The organism is Plantibacter sp. CFBP 8775, assembly GCF_014839505.1.
GTDB classification, from domain to species: domain Bacteria; phylum Actinomycetota; class Actinomycetes; order Actinomycetales; family Microbacteriaceae; genus Plantibacter; species Plantibacter auratus.
In genome coordinates this window covers 603,318-622,572 of sequence record NZ_JACYNV010000002.1, presented here as the reverse complement: position 1 = coordinate 622,572, position 19,255 = coordinate 603,318, and the positions used below count along the sequence as shown (strand labels likewise).

The 19,255-nt window shown below is 62.5% G+C and carries 13 protein-coding genes; 6 read left to right on the top strand and 7 right to left on the bottom strand.

All coding sequences use genetic code 11. The annotated features are described in order from the left end of the window. Nucleotides 1–37 precede the first annotated feature (37 nt). Both IFR14_RS15400 and IFR14_RS15395 read right to left on the bottom strand, forming a co-directional pair. Nucleotides 38–313, bottom strand: coding sequence for a hypothetical protein (locus tag IFR14_RS15400; RefSeq protein WP_137243559.1), 276 nt, complete (start codon nucleotides 311–313; stop codon nucleotides 38–40). Continuing rightward, nucleotides 313–1,281 carry a DUF2599 domain-containing protein gene (locus IFR14_RS15395; RefSeq protein WP_161578624.1) on the bottom strand — a complete coding sequence of 323 codons (969 nt, stop codon included), beginning with the start codon at nucleotides 1,279–1,281 and terminating at the stop codon, nucleotides 313–315. The genes IFR14_RS15400 and IFR14_RS15395 overlap by 1 nt, the downstream gene beginning before the upstream one ends. Before the next feature lie 757 nt (nucleotides 1,282–2,038). Between IFR14_RS15395 and IFR14_RS15390 the strand changes: the two genes are divergently transcribed. From IFR14_RS15390 to IFR14_RS15365, 6 genes are all read left to right on the top strand, one after another. Continuing rightward, complete coding sequence (locus IFR14_RS15390) at nucleotides 2,039–2,488, top strand: hypothetical protein (RefSeq protein WP_137243557.1); 450 nt, start codon at nucleotides 2,039–2,041, stop codon at nucleotides 2,486–2,488. A 144-nt stretch (nucleotides 2,489–2,632) separates the two neighbouring features. Continuing rightward, the gene (locus tag IFR14_RS15385; protein ID WP_137243556.1) at nucleotides 2,633–3,319 is read left to right on the top strand and encodes a hypothetical protein; all 687 of its coding nucleotides are present in this window, start codon (nucleotides 2,633–2,635) and stop codon (nucleotides 3,317–3,319) included. Further along, nucleotides 3,312–3,869 (top strand): PepSY domain-containing protein, encoded by a 558-nt coding sequence (locus tag IFR14_RS15380; protein WP_137243555.1) that lies wholly within the window; start codon nucleotides 3,312–3,314, stop codon nucleotides 3,867–3,869. Before IFR14_RS15385 ends, IFR14_RS15380 begins: the two co-directional genes overlap by 8 nt. A gap of 163 nt (nucleotides 3,870–4,032) precedes the next feature. Beyond that, a complete protein-coding gene (locus IFR14_RS15375; protein WP_137243554.1) occupies nucleotides 4,033–4,758 on the top strand; it encodes a DsbA family protein in 726 nt (241 codons plus the stop codon). A 998-nt stretch (nucleotides 4,759–5,756) separates the two neighbouring features. Next, on the top strand, nucleotides 5,757–7,616 hold the full coding sequence (locus IFR14_RS15370; RefSeq protein ID WP_161578623.1) for a SpaA isopeptide-forming pilin-related protein: 1,860 nt from the start codon (nucleotides 5,757–5,759) through the stop codon (nucleotides 7,614–7,616). Nucleotides 7,617–7,663: 47 nt separating this feature from the next. Next, nucleotides 7,664–8,143 (top strand): hypothetical protein, encoded by a 480-nt coding sequence (locus tag IFR14_RS15365; protein WP_137243552.1) that lies wholly within the window; start codon nucleotides 7,664–7,666, stop codon nucleotides 8,141–8,143. A gap of 268 nt (nucleotides 8,144–8,411) precedes the next feature. Here IFR14_RS15365 and IFR14_RS15360 read toward each other — a convergent pair whose 3' ends face one another. From IFR14_RS15360 to IFR14_RS20965, 5 genes are all read right to left on the bottom strand, one after another. Further along, entirely contained in the window at nucleotides 8,412–9,329 is a 918-nt protein-coding gene (locus IFR14_RS15360) for a class C sortase (protein ID WP_161578622.1), read from the bottom strand. Between the two features lie 165 nt (nucleotides 9,330–9,494). After that, nucleotides 9,495–11,063, bottom strand: coding sequence for a SpaH/EbpB family LPXTG-anchored major pilin (locus tag IFR14_RS15355; protein ID WP_137243550.1), 1,569 nt, complete (start codon nucleotides 11,061–11,063; stop codon nucleotides 9,495–9,497). Between the two features lie 362 nt (nucleotides 11,064–11,425). After that, nucleotides 11,426–13,870: a helix-turn-helix transcriptional regulator gene (locus tag IFR14_RS21235; protein ID WP_274598632.1), complete on the bottom strand. Its 2,445-nt coding sequence runs from the start codon at nucleotides 13,868–13,870 to the stop codon at nucleotides 11,426–11,428. 1,241 nt (nucleotides 13,871–15,111) lie between these two features. Further along, nucleotides 15,112–17,643, bottom strand: a complete 2,532-nt coding sequence (locus IFR14_RS15345; protein WP_191941589.1) for a DUF7507 domain-containing protein — start codon at nucleotides 17,641–17,643, stop codon at nucleotides 15,112–15,114. After that, nucleotides 17,643–18,938 carry a hypothetical protein gene (locus IFR14_RS20965; protein ID WP_137243548.1) on the bottom strand — a complete coding sequence of 432 codons (1,296 nt, stop codon included), beginning with the start codon at nucleotides 18,936–18,938 and terminating at the stop codon, nucleotides 17,643–17,645. The genes IFR14_RS15345 and IFR14_RS20965 overlap by 1 nt, the downstream gene beginning before the upstream one ends. Between the last annotated feature and the right edge of the window lie 317 nt (nucleotides 18,939–19,255).

Below are 19,255 nucleotides of genomic sequence, written 5' to 3'. Positions count from 1 at the left end.
AGTTGCTTCGAGTTTGTGCGTTGGCGTCAGCCCTGGTTTAGGGCGTTGTAATCGAGTTGCTGGTTCGGTCGGCCCGGTACCGGGCGATCCAGAACACCAGGCTTGTCGCTCCGAGAACGACCAGGAGTGGGATCGCGATGAAGCTGCCGATGAGCAAGGTGGTCTCGGTGGCTGTGGTGTAGCCCGATGTTCCGTTGGCGTCAGCTGTTAGGCCGCGGTCTCCGAGGGTTATCCCGAGGTAAATGAGTGTGCCAACGGCTGTGAGTACCCCGGCTGCAGAGGCGATAGCGGCCCCGCCGGCGAGGGCACGCATCAGTTGCACTGCCTTTGGATCAGCGTCCAGTAGTCGTACGCAGGTCGGCCGAGGTCGAGGTTCCAGCTCACCTTGTTGGGTGCGCGGAATCGAACGAAATCGAAGTGGCAGTAGTACTGGTCTCGCATTGACGGGGTATTCTCCCGGCTGCCCGGTGTCTTGTTGAGGACTTCGTCCCATCCTGCCCACCGTGCGGCCACGCCGGCGCTTGCCCATGGGTTCACTCGTGCCCAGGATGACGGATAGACCTGCAGCGTTTTGCCAGACCATTTCGTGCGGTCGACCAGGGCGATGCCGAGCCACGGGTCGGCGACAATCGGGTATGCGTTACCTTCTGCGTGTTCAACCACCTGAGTGAGGGTGGTCCCGTCGAGCTCGTAGTGCGTAGCGATGTCGGTGCCGTTCGCGTCCTTTGCCCAAGCTGACGCCACTCCAGCGAGGAATTTGCCTTCTGCGTCGGCGATCACGACAGCGCCGCTCGTCGGGTCCAGGGTGACTGTCGCGTCCGCGGGTACCTGCAGCGGGTAGGCGTAGCGGGTCGGAGCGTTGGCGCCGTCAATCACGGTAGTGATCTGCACCGAGGCATCTTCTTTCAGCACGGGGACGGTTGTCGAGCCGTCGTTGTTGTCGTAGGACACGATCCCATCTGCCTCGGCGATGGCGCTCTCCGCATTCGTGGCGTTCGGCAAGCCCACAGTGATCTCGGTGCCTCCAGAATCGGTCAGTGTTACTCCGTCGGCCGCCTCAGTTGGAAGGGTAGCGGAGGCTTCGGAGGTGCTTGCTTCGACTGCTGACTTATCGGAAAGGTCAACCGAAGCGTCCGCGACGCCGGTCAATACCTCCGGGGCTGCCGCAGCGATGGCAGCCAACGGGTCAGGTTCGGATTCTGCGGCATGAGCAGGAACAGCCAATCCCGCGGCCAGAAGCGCGGCTCCAACGGTAGCAACGAGTTTCATGGTGGTGCGCAAGTATTCCCCCTCGATAGTGCAGTCATGGTCGCTCTCAAAGGTCTGCATCCGCGACCCCCGGCCGAACGGAATCAGGCCTCAGTGAAGTTGCCGATGAAATCTGCGATGTCGTGACGCTCCTCGACGCCACTGCTGGAAGCCTCTTGGACGATCAGCGGAATGAACACCCGCCATGTGGCGGGAATGGCACACCGAGCGGCGGGTCACGAAAACAGGACTACTGACATAGTTGAACGTTATACGCGCATGTCAGGCGGGTAGTTATCCACAGGCGGGGCGGCTTCCGAGCCGCCCCGTTTTGGTGTCGCCCATGCGCGCTGTGCCCGGTCTTCGGGGATGATTGCGAAGGTGCATCTACGCTCCTTGAGCAACGATGGATGTCACGCCCTCCATCGCACGTACCCAGTGAGAAGTGCACCGCGGGCGAAGTTCGATCAGATCGATCGTGCGTGTCAGGTCATCGAGAGGTTCCGCGTCAGCCGGGTAGCGCTGTCGCGCCCCGCGCCCTCCCCTGAATGGTGATCCTCAGCCACGCATGGCACCCCACCGATCACTGGTTTTCATGCGGATTAGTACTCAAAACGGTGTCAAGTCAGAACGAGCACAGACTCCCAGTTCGAAACTTGTCCTAGCAGGCCCGAGCATCCAGCATCCACGATGCGACCCATCGGGGAGCGTGATATCTCGGCGCGGCCAGCTCGCCTCGTCGTCTTCCCGGAGTGCCGAGTCAACCCAACTACCCGCAAGGACAACCATCGTGATTCACCAGATCATCGCCGGAATCACTCGAGACCTCATCGCTACAGGAACCTCGGTACACCGGGCCATCGACCTTCCTATCGCGGCTGGTGAATGGCAAGTTCTGGCTCGCTTCGCCGGCCGAAAACTGGGTACCGCCGTCACGACAACCGCGACGAGCTCCGCGGTCGCAGCACGAGTTCCCGACCTGCCTGAGTCTTCACGCGAGGACGACCGGGGGGCTGATCGTTCCCTCTCGGATCCCAGAAATGTGCAGGAGGGCGATCGCCTTGTCGTCGTCTCTGCACGAGAGGACCTGATCGTCGGAGAGATTAAACGCACCGGTACGCGTCTACACATCGGCCATTTCACGGTGCGGGACAGTCGATCAGGACCGAACTTACTCGCCCGCGTCATTGCCCGTGAGTCGCCGGCACCGACGGCGAGCACCAGACAAAACGTTGCGTGACCTGGCGAGCCGGGTCCTATCGGCGTGAGCGTCCGTTTTTTAAGCAATGGGTGGTCGGCGAGACGCTCAACACGCCACCAGATTCCAGAACCACCGCCGCGGCAGCGGCCCGCCTGAGAAAGCGAATACTCCGAGTTGAACCCCGTGAAGCCCTCTCAACAGATAGATCTGGACAGGTCACCTCGACCGGAAAAACGTCGTTGGCGTTGGTTCACCCTGGCGCTCCTGGCAGCATTGGTCGTCCTCGCTTCCGTGATCGTTGGCCTGTTGATCGGCAACGTCAATGGCAACCAGTCCACGCCCAGGACCGATGCGAGCTCCCGTCTCGTGGATCGCTCGCCTTCAGCTGCGAGCGGTCCAACCGTTGAAACGCCGGGCCGACCCGATTCGAACGACCCGCCGCGGACGGCCGGCCCACAGGGTACGGACAGCGCTGAACAGCTGTTGGAGGTCATCCGCCTGGCCAACGTGGCCGTCGGAGGCGATGTGAGCGATCTGAGGTCCGTGGAGGCTGAACCTGTTGGCGCGTGGCACGTTCACTTCGAGACGGCGGATGGTCTGGAAAGCAAGGTTCGCGTGGTCGACGACAAGGCCACCATCATCGAGACCGAACGCTCCGACGACCGAAGGTTCCCGGGCACCTGGCGCATCGAGGACATCAACTCAGCCGTTCTTGCTGCACTGGCGGCATACCCCGGCAGTTACTTGACCGAATTGGAGCTGGACGCTTCCTCACATGCTCCCTATCGGATCGAACTCGTGGACGGATTTGTTCACAAATTACGCCTTGACACCAACTTTCAGATTGTGGAGATGAGACTCGATGACTAAAGAACGCATCTGGCGGATGTCGCTTGCGCTCGTCGTCGGGAGCGTTATCGCGTCGACATCGGCGTGCACCGCGCCCGGAACGGGCGCACCGATCGGAGCCGCAGACCCAAGCACGCCCGCTACTTCCGCCAGCGAGGCCACACCGTCGACGAATCCAGCATCCGATCTCGAGGTGTTCTTCGCCGCGCGGGAGCAATACCGTGAGTATCTCGAAGCACACTCATCGAGTTCCTCCGACTCCAACTGGTTCGCAGATGACGACTTCCGACAAACGTTGCAGTCATTCGTCAGCGCGAAAGCACAGATCAACCGCAGCGACCTGTGGCTCAACACGAATCGTGACGCGACCGGCCCGGGACTCTCCTGGTCCGCAGCTCAGGCAGTCGAAGAGGCCAGCCGATCGGTCGGCGGAGCAGTCCACGTCACAAACATCGATCTTCGAAACGAAGGCGCTCTCTTAAGCTGGAAAATCGACTTCGAGACGGGGCGCCAACAAATCACCGTCACTGTTGACGGTGAAACCGGAGCAGTCACAGACGTTGATGACTAGCCACCGCAACGATCACGGATCCGCAGATGTCCGGCAGACGATACCGGGCAGCTACAAACCCATCGGCTCGCTGGTTCACTCATATCGTCCACGACCGTGAGCCCCTGCACGAGGGGTCAGCCCTGAGAACCACAGTATCCAGACATACCCTGAGGAGCAGTTTATGGCGTTCTTTCAACTCAGTCCGCGGCGACGCCGGGGTGCAGTCTTCCCCGCAGCGCTCATCAGTGCGATCATCCTCAGCGGCTGTGTCGGCAGCGAAGCCATGCCATCCGAGGAGGAGGACTCATACCCTACGTCTTCGCTGACGGGTGTTGTCGGCGCGGTGGAGTTCGACGGTGGGTACATCAGCCTCGGTTCGGGCGCGACAGTCATCGACCTCTACCTGGACCCGCTGTGCCCGTATTGCAAGATCTTCGAAGCCGGTAATGGACAGCTGTTGTTCGACGAGGTCGACGACGGGCGCGCAACGCTGCGGATCCACCCAGTGGCGCTCCTTGACCGGCTCTCGGTTGGCACCAACTACTCCACTCGCGCAGCAGCCAGCATCGTCGATGTCGCGGCATCCCATCCCTCTGCTCTCCCCGGCTACCTCTCTGCCGTCTTCGCCAACCAGCCCGCAGAGAACACTCCTGGTCTCTCCGATCAGGAGCTCATGAGCATTGCCGCCCAGCTCAATGTCTCGTTGAGCGACGCAACCACGCTCCGCACCTATCATGCCTGGGTGCGGGACATCACCGCCCAGGCCCTACAGGGTCCGCTCCCGACCAGCGAAGCACTAGCCCTGACCGCGGTTCCCACCACCATCGTCAACGGACATCTCTACTCCGGAAACAGCGACGACGCTGAACACTTTGCACAGTTCTACCAGGCTTCCCTGACGCAATAAAGCCAATGCCAGCGTCCCCTCCCGCAGGCTGTGACGTGCGCAGCAACAGCCGAGATGGCCCGACCGCAGGTTTGCAGTGCACGTGGTTGTGCCCCGGTGTTGACCGTGCTTGTCGGTCGGAGCCTTCGAACGAGACCGCGGCTCACACCGTGCCCGCTGCCGGATTGGACCAAGGACCGGGATTGAGCGCCTCCTCCCCGCAGTGTGTTTCGGCTATCGTCCTGTCTCCCACCGAACCGAGCGTCAGACGCCCTCCCGGATTCGGATCGCATCGCATCGCGACGCCTCCTTGCACTTCGCCGTGCCCGGTGGTGCTCGACGCCTCCGACAATTGGCCGAGCACGAACCCCAACCTGTCGGTCGAGGCCTTCAGGAGCCGATCTCATCGGGTGCACGCACCCACGATGCTGCATGCCAGCACCTAGCCATTGCCCCATTGCCCCCTGAGTTGTTGTGCGTCATGGCAGGCAGAAGCAACGCGTGCACGGAGACGAGTGACGTGCTCCCGATACTGGTACCTGTTCCCTTGTCGATTCTCTGGAGATGCCATGCGCTTGTTGGGGCCTGCCACAGCTCGGTCGAGCAACCATTCGTTGTCTGGCGTGACGAAGTGGTGTGCATCCGTGACGCTACTCGTGGTGACGCTGTCGCTCGGACTCGTGCCGACCAGTTCTGCGGCCGGGGCCGGTTCGTCTGCTCTTGTTCTCGGGAACTCGAGTTCGTATGTCAGTTCATCGAGTTTCGTTGACGCCACAATGGCTGAGATGCAGCTCGGAAACCGGGCAGCCCGTGCGCAGGTGGGAGGTCAAGGACAACTTCGGTTGAAGTCCAACCCCAACCCCTACGCCCAATCGTTCGAGCTGTTCCCGCTTGGCGGGCCTTCTGCGCAGACCACAGCGGACGACCCACTGACAGCGGCCTGCCTTGAACCCCCGGCCAGTTGGACTAGATCACGGGACGAGTGGCTGGCGGTAGGGAAGCGTTTCGAATGCGGCGATGTGAACACCGTCACGATCACGTACGACAAGCCGGTGCTCAATCCAGGCTTGGCTATTTATGACCTTTCCCTGTCCACGACGGAAGACACACTGCCAGAGCTCGGCGCGATCGCATCGTGGAGCGAGACCCGAATCTCCGCGATCAACGGCGAATCACCAACCGCGTACACCACAGCCATGACGACGTACGCAGAAAATCCAGCGGCCGTCCCGGGAACGGACGTTCGGTTCGTTGACAACGCATTCACATACACTCCGCTGCTCGGTCAGAGGAAAGGAACCTCGCACAACATCCCGGTCGTCCAGATCTCGGGTCTCGTTCATTCGGTCACGCTCACGGTCTCGTATGCAGCGATGGTCGTCATCGGTCCGCTGGCGTATGACAACTTCGCAGTCAAAGTGGGGAGGCCGCTCGTCGGGGTGAGTCTTCTGGCCTCGCCTGTTGATCTCTCGGTTGTGAAGTCGGCGCCGACAACCGTACGCACCGGTGATGAGATCGAATGGTCGATGAATGTCACGAACAACTCAGCAAATCAGGCCTCGCACGGATACATCGTCCGTGACGCGATACCAGCCACGGTCGTCGATCCTGTGCTGGTGTCCGGTCCTGAGGGCTGCCGTCTTGACGGCCCGAATCTCTCCTGCAGTGCCGCGCCGACCGGGTGGTCGATTGACGAGACCGACCCGGACCGCCCTGTGCTTGCCGGTGGGGACCGTGCCGCAGCGGTCCCCGTCGTTCTCGAGGCTGGTGCTTCTGCTGAACCGATCATCATTCGAGGAACGGTCACAGCCCCGCAAAGTACGTCCGTCGAGAACACCGCAACGGTGATTGGCATCGACAGCGACCCGAACAACACCAACAACGTGTCAACGACGACAACAGCAATCGCGAAGGGGCCCGTCTGGAGCATCGACAAGGCCGCATCCGTGGCTGGGGGCGGAACCTACGTTTCACCGGGGGAGAACGTCTCGTACACCGTCACAGCACGCTCCACCGAGGACACCGGCAACGTTGTCCTCACCGATGACCTCACGAACGTGTTGAACAACGCCGCGTTTGTTGCCGGTTCCGCGACGCTGACCTACGAAGAGAGAACCTACCTGTGGTTTGTCCCCACGGGCACTCGGACAGTCACCAAGAACATCCCCGACCCGGTTCCCGGCAAACCGGTTCTTACGACGCCCCCCTTCACCCTCATCGCCGGGTACCCGGCAAAGGTGACCTACACAGCAACCGTCGCGGACCACGCGTGGAACAGTGTTCTCCACAACGTCGTCGCCGGCACCGGCGATACACCTCCTGCCACCTGCGAGGCTGGCGCCGCTCCCGCGCCGGTTTGCCAGACCGACACCGTCGTCTCGGCACGGATGGAGATTCTCAAGCGCGGCACCGTCAACGGGCAGGTCACCCCACTGGACGGAGCCGGATTCGAGATCCTGACCGATGTCGACGGCGTACCAGGCGAACCGCTGAACGGAATCACCGTCTCTGCGGTGCCCGGCACCACCGGGTCATTTGAAGTACTCGGCATCACCCCCGGTGCCTACTGGATCCGTGAATCGAAAGCGCCAGACGGACATGTCCTCCTTGCGCAAGCAGTTCCCTTCACCGTCGCCGCCGGCGGAGCGCTCGAACTGGCAAACCCTGCCCTGAACTCGCAAGTGACCATCGAAAGCGGGGCGCTGGTTGTGACTGACAGCCCTCGCTTCGACATGCCAGCCACGGGAGGTGCCGGAACGGGGACACTTATCGCGGGGGGAGTAACTCTGCTCAGTCTTGCGCTCTGTGCTGCGTTCGTCTCTCGGAGGTTGGGTCGACGAGGCAAGGAACACCACGATGAGATGCCCGGCGTTCGTTGACGAGACCGTCTTGGGCCTCAAGGGCATGGCGCAGAACGCTCGCGACGTTGGGCGTCGCCCTCATCGGGACAGGACTCATCACCGTCGGAATCGCTGTTGTGGATCCTCAAACCGTGGAACGAACGTATGGGGACATCAAGATCACGGTTGCGCGCTCGCTCGCCGGTGATGCCATCCCAACGGTCACGCTCGGTCAGTCCGGCGCAGAAACGCTGCTCGATCGTTGCGACGGCACCTTCTCGGAGATGGTGGACGGACACCGGGATGACGTTCCACCGCTGTGGGCGGCACATAATTATTGCGGGGGAGACATCGTGCTGTCGTGGGAGATCGGGCAGCTGGTCAACGTCGAGGTTGACGGGATCATCCGCCAGTACCGGGTGGCGGGCACCCGGGACACAGCCAAATACGGAGTCACGTCAGATGCGCTCGTTGGAATACCTGGCGACGTGCTCCTGCAGACCTGTTACTACGGTCGTCCACAGATGCACTTCGTTGGCCTGTCGATCGTCGACGACGCAGAGTAGGCCGTGTGATCAGCACGCCGTACGGCCTGATTTCGTGCGATCCAGCCGCCTCCGCCCGAGGATGATCCACGATCTGTTTCGCGTCATGCCGTACCACCTACGGTGGCACGAATCGGCCAAACCGCCGAGAGCGTCCTCGATGTCCTATCGCGCCGCCTATCCCGCAGGTGGAACCCGGCAATCGCAGACCATCCGACCACTTCCGCAACGAATCAACCAGCGCGACAACCTCCTATAGGAGCGTTGCACGGCCAGCAGTGTAGCGAGGCTAACTGAGCAGGTGGCGGCGTCTGCTGCGGCTTCGGCCGTCGACCTCGACGAACGTGTGTCGACGCGCGAGCCGACCACGACGCGCGAGACGACCACGCGCGATCGCGGGCCACATCAGGTACAGCCCCGCGGTAACACTCACAGCACTGAGCATGATCACCCACCACGGGAACGGTATTTCGTCGGGCGCGACCGTGTCCTCGGGTCGAGTATCGTCCGGGAGATCCACGCGCGAGGCTCGAATGATGATGCGGTGACTATTGACCCCGATAGGTGTGCAGGTGATGAGTGTGAGGTAGTCCTCACCGTTGACGATCCGCAACCGATCGGTTTCCGTGGGAACGACCGTCGCGAAATCGAACGCCTGATAGGCGAGCGTTTCACCCAACACGTCAATGAAGATCAGGTCTCCTTCGTCCAGGTCATGCAGGGGGGTGAAGAGCGCGGCGCCGGGCAGGCCACTGTGTCCGGTGAGCACGGCGTTGGTGCTCGTCCCTCCCACCGGTAGCGACGACCCTTGCAGGTGACCGACACCTTCAAGGAGGCTGTCATCGGAGGTGCCATGACGGATCGGCAAGCTGATGTCGATCGCGGGTATCCGGATCCGGGCCATCACATCGCTTCCTGGAACATGGAGCTGATCCAGGTACTCATCCGAGGTCGCTGCGACTTCAGCCACATCGGTGTACGGGTCCGTAAGCGTTTGAACACCGATTCGGGTGTTGTAGGTCCTCGCTCGCTCGAGCGATTCCGCTCGTTCCGATGCTGACAGGTCGTCGAGTTTCTCGGCGTAGCTGTTGGTACTCGTGGCGTGTGCTCGAGCTGCGAACCAGTTTGCCGCGTCAGGGTAGAGCAGAAGTCCGACCCCAGCCAGAGCAATGATCGTGACCGGTATGCGGCGAAATATCGCCCTCATCGAGGAACGGGAACGAGACGCGTGTCTCCGGCGGCTCGCGGGGGAGTGTTTCATGGGAGATACCTCGTCGAGCGGGTGAGTTTCCGGGGGCAGGATGGATCGCTACTACAGAGAGAGGTCGGCCTGGCACGTGAGCGCCAGACCGACCTCGTACTGGGGATGTGGCTACTGTGCGACCTTTGCGTCAGCACGGCGGTTGCGGATCGTGAGCACGACGGCACCCACAACGAGGAGCACGCCCGCGCCCATCAGCAACGAACCACCGGCGCCACCGGTGATGGGGAGGAAGAATCCGCCATTGCCGGGAACGTTCTTCACGTCAAGGTCGACGACTGTTGCGTCGTTGCTCGTGATGTCGAACTGAACGGGTTCGGCGAGCAGCTCAAAGCCTGCAGGAGCTGCCGTCTCGACGAGCCAGTAGTGCTTCCAGGCGTTCTGGTCGGCGATTGCCGCGTTGTTCTCCCAGTTCGAGTAACGCAGGCCGGCGATGGAAACACGTCCCTTCGCATCGGACGTCCACACGGATTCACTACCGATGGTGACGAGGCCGGCAGGATCCTGAGCCTTGGCCGCGTCAAGGCTCGTGTACACCTGGAACTTCGCGCCGCTGAGGACCTTGGAATCCGCAGCGCTGATCTTGTTGATCGTCAGTTCGCCGAACTTCGTGACCGGAGCATCGTCTCCCGGGATCGGGTCGAACGGGTTGTTCGGATCGGTCGGGTCGTTCGGCTGGGGCGTCGGGTTCTCTTCGTCCGGGTGGCCGGGCGTGTATCCCGAAGGCGTCTTGTTCGTGATGTCGTCGGCGTTGTCGTAGATCTCGGCGACGTTCTTGATGTCACCGAGCTCCTTAATCGTGGTGACCAACGCGAACTCGATAGCGGTCCCCTTGTTCGCCGGAAGGTTTGCCTTCGCGAGGCCAAGGTCGGTCAGCTTCACGAGGACAGTCGCGCGCCCCGTGACACTGCTCACGACAGATGAGGAGGTGTAGTCCGCGGCGTCAAGCTTGGTGCCGTTGATCGAGACGTCTGCCGACTTGAACGTCAGGCGCTTGTCGAGCGTGTCGGTAAGTTGGTAACCGTCCGTGCCGTCGATCGGCAGGATCGAGCGAACGGTCCAGGTGACGTCATCTCCCACGGCGACAGTGCTGCTGTCAGAGACGCTCTTCTCTGTGTGTGCCGCGAAGTTCTTCGGGTACACATGCACGTCGTACATCCAGCTCGACTGATCGAGCGGGTTGGTCAGCGGCAGCGTCACGAGGAATGGTGCGCTCGGGACCACGCCAGCTGGGGCTTTGGATTCCGTCACGTAGTACAGCCCAAGGTCCAACCCGGTGAGGGAGAGCGTCCCGTCCGCGGCGGTGACTCCCCGGTGGATGTCTGCGGGTGCGGTGCTGACAGCGGAAGCGGCCGTGGTTGTCGTCATGGCCTGCGCCGACTCCCATCCGGCGTTGGTAGTGAGGTCTACGCCGGCCACCTTCGTCGCTGTGAATTCAACGCCGGGAAGCGGTGTGAGCTCCGTCAGATCAGCAGCTGAGAGCTCCCGACCGTCGTGCGGAAGATCCGTGGGGCTCTTTGGTTGCTCGTATTTGTGGATCGTCAGCGATCCCGACTGGGTGGCGTCGATTGTCGAACTCGTCGCTGCGTACGCGCTGCCCACGCTGCCCAGGGCCAGCGCACCGCCGACCAGTGTGGCGGCAGCTGCCCTCAGCAGCCTGCGTTGTGCAGGATTTGTCATGTTTGCTCCAATGTTGGATGGATGGCAAGGAACCAGCGCCGGCCCACCGCGGAGCCATCGACATCACCCAACGGCCGACGTGGCCGGCCGCGCTGCGACAGGCCCAGTTCCGTGCTGCCGGTCGCACCTCAGCCCGAGCACACCCGGTATCGAGATGGTTGTGATGGCAGTTTGGTTGCCAACCGCCGGTGTTATGCTCGCGGGCTCGCCGCGACTGTCGGCGGGCAGAGCGCGAAAATGAGCAAGCCGAGCACGCCAAGTGGGGGTCAGGTAGCGTGAGATAGGTGCCTGTAGCGAGCGAATGCTTCGCCGCGTCCACAATGCACGCGATGGCGACCGATCGCGGTACCGGCCGGCTGGTTTTACCTGCTCAGCACGAGTCTGGACAGTGCCACGCGATCTGCCGTGCCGGTCTTGCGCAGAGCGCTGGCAATGTGGTTCTCCACCGTCCGGACACTGATGTTGAGCTGTTCAGCGATCTCGGCGTTCTTGAGGTCGGCAACCAAACTGGCGATCTGTCGTTCGCGAGGAGTGAGTTCTGCGACTTTCAGAGCGCTTCGACTCGAACGGATCGGCTGGAAGGAGCCGGTGGCCCTGCGCTGGAGTTCCGCTAGGGGGCCCTGCAACGCGCTGACGATATCGTCGTCCCCGCTGCGTTGAGCCCGACGCAACTCAGATCCCACGATCTGTTCCAGCAACGTGATATCTCCCGCTGCCGGGGCAACCAGAATGTCGTGGACTGCGGCGAAATCTGAACGGGCAAGCGCAGGGATCAGGTTGAGCGCCCGAGCGTAGAGGGGGAGTTGCACGCGCTGGCCGAGAAGCGTCGCTTCTGCGGAGACGAGCGGGCCGGCATAGACACAGCCGGCGACAACGGTCAGGCTGGCTGCTGCGGCGAAGTAGCCGAGTTCTCGACGTCGACGAATGGCGTTCGCCATGTCGCGGTCGAAGGACACCGGATCAAGAACATGATGTGCGACGATGGCGGGGACGTCACTTCCCATCCCATACAACGGACCTGGGCGAGGAACGTAATATTCGACCTCGGCGATGAGTGCCGCTGAACTATCTGATGTGCCCGTCCGGAACGCCTCGTTGACGGCTGCGATTCCTAACGTTGCCCCGAAGAACGGGCGGAGCAACATCGTGGCCTTCGCGGTGCTCAGTGCATCGCCGATCACCGCATCCAGTGACGCTATCTGGCCGCCACCCGCGTAAGTGAACGCGAGTGCGTAGGACGCACCCAGATAATGGAGTCGATCGTGCGCAATGAGTGCGGAGGCGCGCGAGGCGTCGGCACGTTCCGCGGCCAGCTCGAGGTTTCCCTCATAGAGACTGATGAGGGGGAGAATGTAGCCATGAAAGGCTGGCGAGAACAGCTGATCAGCCGCGGTCGGTGCCGCGTCTCGCGCCCGATCGATTTTCCCTGAAAACAGCAAGATCATGGACCGCACAATCCCTGTCAGGCCGGTCACGTCGTGTTCGACGGAGAGCCCGTCGCCATAGTCTTCCGGGATGCGGTCGAGGAAGACGGTCAACAGGACCGCGGCGGCTTGGGCGGCTGGGCGCAGAGCCGACGGTTGTTCGCCGTACGCTCTCAGAACGGCCAACGCGCCGCGGAGATCCCCGAGGTCGAGCGCCACCCATTGCGCGTGTTGAAATTCGAACAGGAATGCGTCCAGTGGGTCGACCCCGGACGTGACCGTTTCGTGGAACACCCGCTCGATCGCGGCGCGCTGAAAACGGCTGCCCGTTGCTTTTCGCAGATAAGCATGGGCGAGCGCCGGCGTGCGCTCCTTTTCCCAGGATTGGAGCATGAGCGGCGCAAGCTCGTCTGCGTCCTGCTGGAAGATCCGCCCCGTCAGCGTCTGTTCCATGGGTGCTGACGCGTCGGAAGTCGGACGTGCCGGGACATTTGAACCTGGAAGCATTTCCCGGCGGAGGAGGTCGGCGACGATCGGCGGCCACACGTATAGGACCGGCTCTGACTGATTGGTTGGTGCCATTCGCACGAGCTGACGGCGCAGCAGGGAGCGCAGAGGGGGTCGGCTGGCAAGAGCAGCTATCGGTTCATGAGTCTGCTCTCCCTGAGCAATTTGGTAGAGCAGTGCAGTTTCTTCGTCGTTCAATTCGTGCAAGTGTCGCTGGGCGAACGAGCGTAGGTGGGTGCTCCACAGCGACGAGGAGGACAGATGCCATACGCCATTCTCGAGCACGATGAGTCCTTCGAGTCGGCTGCTCCCGGCGATCGCACGAACGAGTTCCGGCAACCCGCCGGATTTGCTCATCACCCGCGCGGTGAGGGCGAGTGAGGCGGGACTTTCCAGTTCTTCGTGGAGGAGGACTCTGACCTGCTCGAAGTCCAGAGGTTCGAGGTCGATCGATACCTCTGGCCAGGAGGGGGACGCGAGCGCGCCCGAGGTATAAGACCGGACCGTCCTCACCCGTGACGTGACAGAGCTCAGAAAGTGTACCGATAGCGGGTCTGCCTGTTCGTAGTCATCGATCACCAGGACGGCGTCGTTTTGCTGGAGGAGGGCATGTCGTGCCGAGGTGAACATCGCCGCAGGGCTCCGGTCAGATGAGCGGCGCAGCAATCCCAGCTGCTCAAGGATCTGCCCACCGAGTTGCCGCCCGCCCAGGTCTCCCTGTGCGCTCAGGACACGTCCCCCTCGTGCTTCAAGCGCCGCGGTCACTTCGCGAAGGACTGAGCTTTTCCCGCTTCCGAGGGGCCCGAACAGCAGCACATTGCGGCCGCTGGTGACATGCTCGACGACGTCGCGGGTTACCGTTTTGAACAGGTACATGGGCGCCTTCATCTCCGCTGGCGAGGTCCGCTCGATTCGTGTGGATGTCAACCTACCAGCGGACGCTGACGATGGTCTTCCATTGAGCGCCCTGGAGACAGTCAGGTGAGTGCCTCCAGGGCGCAGCTCAGATGCACCTGAGCCAGACGCGATCGAAGAGCGCGCCCCACTCGCGACGCCGGGGAAGGATTCGCGAGCAGCGTGTGAAGTTGAAGGGGCGGCACCATCTCTACCCGAAAAGAGGGCGCCGCCCGTGCCATGCCGCCCAGATGGGTAAGAGGCATGGCGTGTCTTACAGGCCGCGACTATCCGGTTGCATGCCGGAAAACCGAGGCGGGCCCGAAACCTACCGTGGTGTTGAGTCGATGACCTGCGAAGAGCACGTGTTCCACAATGCGCTGCGCCGAGCCGATGTGGGTAGAGAAGCCCCAGCCCTGGGTGCCCTAATCACACACATTAGGGTGGTGCAAGCTCACCGCGTGAGTGTCGATTGGACGCTCGTTTTCCTCGGGGCAGGCCAGAGTGAGGTGCAAGTCACGGCGGAGGATGAGGGAGGAGTAGCCGGGAACGCCGTGCTCGTCGTCGATCTTCCGGGTTGTCGGCGTCTGGTTCAACGCGGGCAGTGAGTGATGATCCTGGTCGGTCTGGGCGGATGTTGCTCTCGTCAGGTTGCAAGACCTAGCTGTGGTTCACGGCCCGGTGACCGTGTGGCTGGTTCGGGATCGTCACCGCGAGAAGGGGATCGTCACGGAGCGTTGCGTTGCTGAGTGAACCAGGTGCGAGCTCGGTGAAGCTCCCGCGAACCGGAGGCCGTCCGGACCAGTGCAGCGCCCCCACGACCAGGTCAGATGTCGGGGACAAAGCCGGGGCGCAAGCGCGCGTGGTGGCCGCGGAAGCGGACGTGGTGAGCGCCAAGCCCATCGTTCCACCTGCGACGAGACAACGACCTGGGCCGCTGGCCGCCGCGCGGTTGCGCCGCTGACGGAGCACGAAGATCAAGCCGGCCGCGGTCAGCACGATGCCGATCAGCAGGACTGTCAGCGGGTCGGGTCCGATTGTGGGAAGGCGGCCAGGAGGAGGTTGCATGCGTGGCTCCGGGACGTCGATGCTCGTACCGTCCCCGAGCAGGTTTCAGGTGCGTCACCCAACCCGAGCCGATGGACCACGCCACAGGCCTACTTCCGCTCCACGCGAACGCCCCGGTGCTCGAGGTGAGCATCGGGGCGGCGATTGTCGCTTGGCTATTCGGGCGAAGTGGCACTCCGGGAACGACGTGCACGCAGCAGGAAGCCGAGCAAGAGGACACCCGTCGCGATCGTCAGCGGAATGATTGGCGTGCTACCCGTGAGCGCGAGCAGGCCGGTCGCGGGTGATGCCGATGATTCAGTGGGATCGGCGCTTGCCGGGCTTCCGGGTGGTGTTACGGCAGCCGGATCGTCAGGGTGAACAGGCGGGACCGCATCGGGCTGGTGGAGGGTGGTCGTGACCGTCGCGCGCTCCTCGAGCAATGTTCCGCTGGCGGAGGTGGCCGTGCCGATAGCGGTGTTCACGACGATCAATGATTCGAGGTCGCTGGGCTGGATGTTGTAGCTTGTCGACACGAACACGGATTCACCAGGAGCGAGCTCGCCTGGTGTTCCCGGCCAGTCGAACGACAGCGGGGTGAGGCCTTCGAGCTCGTCCGCGACGATGATGTCGTGGAGGGTCACCGTGCCGGTGTTTGATCCTTCGATCTGGTAGCGGATCGTGTCGCCTGGCTGGGTGGGCGTTTGGAGTGCTGCGTCGTCTGCTGTCTTCACGAGGCTGAGGCTTGCCTGAGTCGGCAGGGGGGTGTGAACGGACGCGGTGTTCGACTGTGCGGGTGTGCCTGCCAGACTTTCGCCGGTCGCCCATGCGCTGTTGTCGACCGCACCTGCGTCGATGTCTGCCTGCGTGATGGCGTATACGGCCTGACCCGATGCGGATTCTCCGGGGCGTAGCTCGCCCGCAGGACCAGGCCAACTGATCGAGATGGCGGACAACCCTTGCAGCGGGTCGACGATTGCCACGTTGGTCACCGTGACGTTGCCGGTGTTTTCCACGCCCAGCGTGTAGGAGATGAGGTCTCCGGGCTTGGCGAGGTCGGAAATCTTCGAGCTGTCGGCTGTTTTCGTGAGTGTCAGTGTGGCTTCTTCATCGAGGGTGATCGTTGCAGTCGCCGGATCGGAAGCAACCGGCGTCCCGCCTTCGGTTGTTGCGGCAGCAGTTGCGACGTTCGTGAGGGAGCCGGAATCGACGTCTGATTGCTGAAGCGTGTACGTGGCGGTGGCGGTGGCGGACTCGCCGGGGAGCAGCTGACCAGGGGTCCCAGGCCAGGAGTAGGAGATCGTGGACAGATTTGGCATCGGATCGTCAATGGTTGCTTGAGTCAGCGTCGTGTTTCCAGCGTTGGTGAGCTCGAACGCGTAGTGTGCTTGCTGCCCGGCTGTCGGTCCTACTGTCGGGTTTGTGAGGGCACCTGTTTTGGTGAGTGTGAGCGATGCGGATTCCGTGACGGATTCCTGGGTGATGGTGCCGGAGAACACCGAGTAGCTCCCGATGCCCAGGTCAGGAGAGGTCCAAGTGAGCGTGTTCTGGCCAGCAGTGTCGAACGTCCAGCTGGCAGTGCTCTCGTCGTACCGCGCGCTCGAAGATGAAACGGGGAGGGGGCTGCCGTCGAGGAACTGCACCGGGTTGTGCTGGGTGTGGCCCGTGAGGATGACGGGAAGGGTGAGGCGTTGTCCGTTCAGGAGAACATAGTTCGGGGCCGACAGGTTTCGGATCGGTTCGATGGAGACAATCTGGTTCCGGGACAGGTCGAGGTGATCGATGAAGATGAGGTCGCGGAGTGGGGCGACGTCTTCAACACGGTTGTTGCTCAGCGTGAGCGTCTCCAAGCCGACCATGGGGACGAACGAATCCAGATCGACGATGTTGTTGTGGTCCAGGGAGAGATAGGTGACGCCGGTGAGACTGCTCCATGACGTCACGTCAGCGATCGTGTTGGACTCCAGGTTGATGGTGCGCAGCTGCGTGAGAGCTCGTAGCGGAGTGACGTCCGTGATCTGGTTGGTGCGGAGATTCACGTGTTGCAGCTTGGTCCATCCTGACATCGGTGAGAGATCCGAGATCTGGTTTGCGGTCGCTTCGAAGAATTGCAGTTCCCGCAGATCCTGCAACGGAGCCAGATCGGAGATCCCGTTGTTGTTCAACTGCAGGGTGGTGAGGTTGAGTAGACCTGCGAGCGGTTCGATGTGGTTGTTTTTGACGGAGTTGAGTCGCACCTCGGTAAGTTGCGTCATCCCAGAAAGTGCCGTGAGGTCGAGGACTTCTGAGCGGTTGACGGAGAGTGAGGTGAGCATCGGCAGGCTCGCGAGACTGGTGAGGTCGAGCGGTTGCGCGTCGGTCACGCTCACCGATGCCAGCTCTGGCAGGCCACTCAATGGGGCAAGGCCAGCCGTCAGCGGCGCGCCAGTGAAACTGAGCTTGCTCAAGCCCGAGAGTGCCTCGATGCCTTCAAGCGAGGCAATTCGGTGCCCGTTGCACTTGAGTTCTCGGAGAGATGCTGCTTGCTCGGAGCTGATCGGCTCGCGCGCGTCGATGCCGAGGGCCTGAGCTACGCACCCCCGGAGAGCGAGGTCCGAGAAGGTGGTGTCGGGGCTGCTGAGGGCGTTGGCGCCACTCACGGGCGACAGAGAAAGGAACAGCGTTGCCGCGGCAGCAAGGGCTGTCAGTGTTCGGGTGTAGGCGCGCATCAGAAGGTCCTCTCAGCAGAGCTCGGCGTGTGTGCAGGGCGCGCCGCGCGCCGCCGCCGCATCACCAGCGTGAGCCCTGCGGCGAGAGACAGCACACCGACTCCGACAAGAGTCAGCAGCATCATCGCGTCCAGACCAGTCTTCGCTAGAGCGAGGGACGTCGCCGCCGTTGCATCTACAGCCACCGGGCCGACCGGCACTGCGGGGTCGACCGGTACTGCGGGGTCGAGCGGCGCTGCGGGGCCGACGGGTACTGCGGGGTCGACGGGTACTGCGGGGTCGACCGGTGCTGCGGGGTCGACCGGTGCTGCCGGGTTGACGGGGTCCGTCGGTGCGGATATCAGAACGCTGAATGGTCCGCCGACAACGGCTGCTGTCCAAACGCCAGAGACAGTGGCTGGCTCGTTGCTGCTGTGCACGGTCGCGGCTGGATCGAGCAATGGAATGACCTCTCCAGGACGTGCTGTGGGGGAGATGCGAACGGGAATGACGAAGGTGGCAAACGTGCCGGCGTTCGCACGCGGCCATACACAATCCACCGCGGAGCCTTCGACGGTGCACTGGTTGGGGACAAAGCGGAGGGAGAGCCCGTCAGACAGGGCGAATCGCAGGCGAACGTCGCGGATATCGCTGTGTCCGCCCTGCGTCACAACAATGTGGATGTCCTTGTTCTGCGACGGCGTTGCGCTGAACTGCGGATTCCGTGGCGCTGTCGGCCTGTTTGCGGGCGCCGCCCCTTCGTCGACCACGTTCACCGTGGTCTGCAGGTAGATGTCCGAACGGACACGCTGCTGATCGACGTAGCCGGCAGACGTATACCCCGCTGCTGCGGACGAGACCGTAGCGGTCGTCCCGAACAGGGTCGGTCCGTCCCCATGAACGAGGAGGAAGTCACTTGGCAGGTTATAGGCAAGATTGTGGTTGGCGGACTGACCGCTTGGAATGGTGAGCGGGCCGCACACGACAGTGGTCCCGGCGCCGGCGACTTGTGCACACGAAGGGTCGAAGTAGGTTTCGCCAACGCCCGGCAGCGTCATCCCCGAGTCCAGGACAGTCGGCTCATAGCTGACGAAGATGTCAGCGAGGTCAGCGCCGGACGCATTGCGTATCGATGTACTGACGGTGCCGTTGAGCCCAGCGAAGGCCTCGAGGCTCCCGGCCCGGCTCGTGATCACCAGCGCATCAGTTTCCGCGGCGGTCGCCGCGGTCGGGGCCAGAACGATGGCTCCGAGAATCGCGGCAGCGAAGGCCGCCGGGAGCGTTCGGAACAAACGGTTGTGTTGCTTGGACTTCATGTTCTTCCAGACCTCAATCAGACATGCGCCTGGTCGAAGTTCCCGGCGCCCACGGACACACTCGTCCGGGAACTGATCAATGCACAGAACGCCCACCACCATTTCCCCGACGGCTCTACTAAGTCTTGGCCCGCCGAACGGGTCCTGAGTGTTGTTGGTTGCACTCAGAGTGGTTGTTTTGCCCGTTCTAAGTGGTTATGCGTCCCTGTTGCGCGCAAGGCGGTGGAGGCGACGAGGTCCGCGGGAACGTGATCTTCGATGTCACGACCGTCGCGCGTGAACTTCTTCCTCTGGGCCAGGGGAGAAATATTGAGTGG

Bases quoted from the DNA above. Each gene is read 5' to 3' on its own strand.
- IFR14_RS21235 (WP_274598632.1), bottom strand. From the start codon at position 13,870: ATGTACCTGTTCAAAACGGTAACCCGCGACGTCGTCGAGCATGTCACC.
- IFR14_RS15355 (WP_137243550.1), bottom strand. From the start codon at position 11,063: ATGACAAATCCTGCACAACGCAGGCTGCTGAGGGCAGCTGCCGCCACA.
- IFR14_RS15375 (WP_137243554.1), top strand. From the start codon at position 4,033: ATGGCGTTCTTTCAACTCAGTCCGCGGCGACGCCGGGGTGCAGTCTTC.
- IFR14_RS15345 (WP_191941589.1), bottom strand. From the start codon at position 17,643: ATGCGCGCCTACACCCGAACACTGACAGCCCTTGCTGCCGCGGCAACG.
- IFR14_RS15380 (WP_137243555.1), top strand. From the start codon at position 3,312: ATGACTAAAGAACGCATCTGGCGGATGTCGCTTGCGCTCGTCGTCGGG.
- IFR14_RS20965 (WP_137243548.1), bottom strand. From the start codon at position 18,938: ATGAAGTCCAAGCAACACAACCGTTTGTTCCGAACGCTCCCGGCGGCC.
- IFR14_RS15400 (WP_137243559.1), bottom strand. From the start codon at position 313: ATGCGTGCCCTCGCCGGCGGGGCCGCTATCGCCTCTGCAGCCGGGGTA.
- IFR14_RS15360 (WP_161578622.1), bottom strand. From the start codon at position 9,329: ATGAGGGCGATATTTCGCCGCATACCGGTCACGATCATTGCTCTGGCT.